The 1,902-nt window shown below is 37.7% G+C and carries 2 protein-coding genes; both read right to left on the reverse strand.

Annotated features, from left to right (window positions below):
* Positions 1–296: 296 nt before the first annotated feature.
* The gene (locus FTV48_RS14615) at positions 297–1,289 is read right to left on the reverse strand and encodes a zinc-dependent alcohol dehydrogenase family protein (RefSeq protein ID WP_159138988.1); all 993 of its coding nucleotides are present in this window, start codon (positions 1,287–1,289) and stop codon (positions 297–299) included.
* A gap of 86 nt (positions 1,290–1,375) precedes the next feature.
* Positions 1,376–1,902 (reverse strand): LysR substrate-binding domain-containing protein (locus tag FTV48_RS14620; RefSeq protein WP_257222984.1); only part of this gene is annotated, 527 nt, incomplete at its 5' end.

Raw genomic sequence — 1,902 nt, forward strand, 5'->3', positions numbered from 1 at the left:
AAGACTGAAATATTGTAAAGTAAACTACTTATATTCTGTATTATTTATTTTATACGATTTATAAGAGCCTTAGTTTTTTAATATATTAACCATGATCTATTGACAGAAAACTAGTAAAGTAAATGCCCGCTGAAACTAATTATCCGTGATTTGAGTTATTTAATGCTCTAGTAAAACAGCATTAAATAACCCGATCACGGCATCGAGTGTGGTCAGATCTATGATGAAACTCGGCTAACCAAAAATATTGTATTGGAACTAAAATGCCCTATAGATGGCAGTATAGGGCATCTAAATTACTGAACGTTAACTACGATCTTGCCGATTTGGGCATTTGTTTCCATGTATTTATGAGCTTCTTGGATATTCTCAAAATTAAAGACTTGGTCAATTAAAGGTGATAACTGACCTGACTCCAAACCACGATAAACAAATTGTTTTGCCTGTTCTAGCGCATTGGAATCAGTGGTAATTTCAAAGAGCTCATAACCACGTAATGTTAAATGTTTGCCTAAAACATCCATAACACTCATTTGGATATCACGTGTATCAAGCGCACCATATTGGAAGAATGTGCCTTGTTTAGCCATAGCTTGCATGATTTTACCTACAGCTGGACCACCTACAGGATCAAACACCATATTTACCCCCTGGTGATTGGTAATACGATTCAATTCATTTACTAAATCTTGCTCCTCAGTAGCGATCACATATTTAGCCCCTAGATCTATCAGTTGCTGCTTTTTAGCACTAGTACGAGTTAATGCGATTGGGGTAGCGCCTAACATATTAGTAATTTGAATTGCTGCCACGCCAACACTGCTAGATGCAGCACCAATAACAACATATTGGTCTTTCTGTAAGTTGCCAAAATGTACTAATGCACCATAAGCCGTCACAAACATCATCCAGCTTGCAGCCGCTTGTTGGAATGTCAAATCTTTAGGATGTTTTACAACAGCATGGACTGGCAGATTGATGAGTTCTGCGTATGTACCATATTCATCAAAACCAAAAGATGGAATGACACTCACTGCATCGCCAATACTAAACTCTGAAACACCTTCGCCAATCGCTGTAACGATACCTGCGGCTTCATAGCCAAGTACAGAAGGAAAAGTGGGTTCAATCACATAATTACCGGTACGGTACATGATTTCAGCCCGATTTAAGCCGATCGCATGGACTGCCATTTGTACTTCACGTGCTTTGGGAGCAGGAATTTCTAGATCTTCAATTTGTAGGACCTCAGCACCACCGATAGCACGCATCACCACAGTTTTAGACATGTTTCTTTTCCATATGTTTAACAGATGGAATTAGCATAGTGGTTCAAACAGATCAGATAAATAAACAATCTATTTATAGATTGGTTCTATTTTTTATCACAATCTCTTGCAAATATCCTTTCAATCCAATCTATAAAGACTTGCATACGTGCAGGTAAATGTTCACGGTGAGTGTAGAGCAAAGAAATAGGTTTAGGCATATTTTGATAAGTTGATAACACTTCAATGAGTTGGCCATTCTCGAGATACGGCTGTATTGCATGACGAACCCCTTGAATTAAGCCCAAACCATGTAAGGCTGCGCTTAAAAATGATTCTGAATCATTGACTAAAATACTTGAATCCAATTTATATTCTTCAAGTTTCTGATTCACAATAAATTGCCAATTCATAACCTTACGTTGTTTACCGCTAAAATAATTGATGGCTTGATGGTGTTTTAGATCATCTAAGGTATGCGGTGTGCCATATTTTTTTAAATAAGAAGGGGCAGCACAAGTGATCATTTCAACTTGTCCAAGTGATTTTGCAATGAGGGTTGAGTCATCTAAGTAGCCGAGTCGAATTGCAAAATCGACACCTTGATCAATGAGATCCACTAAGGAATCAGAGG

The organism is Acinetobacter sp. YH18001, assembly GCF_013416975.1.
In the GTDB taxonomy this organism is placed as follows: domain Bacteria; phylum Pseudomonadota; class Gammaproteobacteria; order Pseudomonadales; family Moraxellaceae; genus Acinetobacter; species Acinetobacter pseudolwoffii.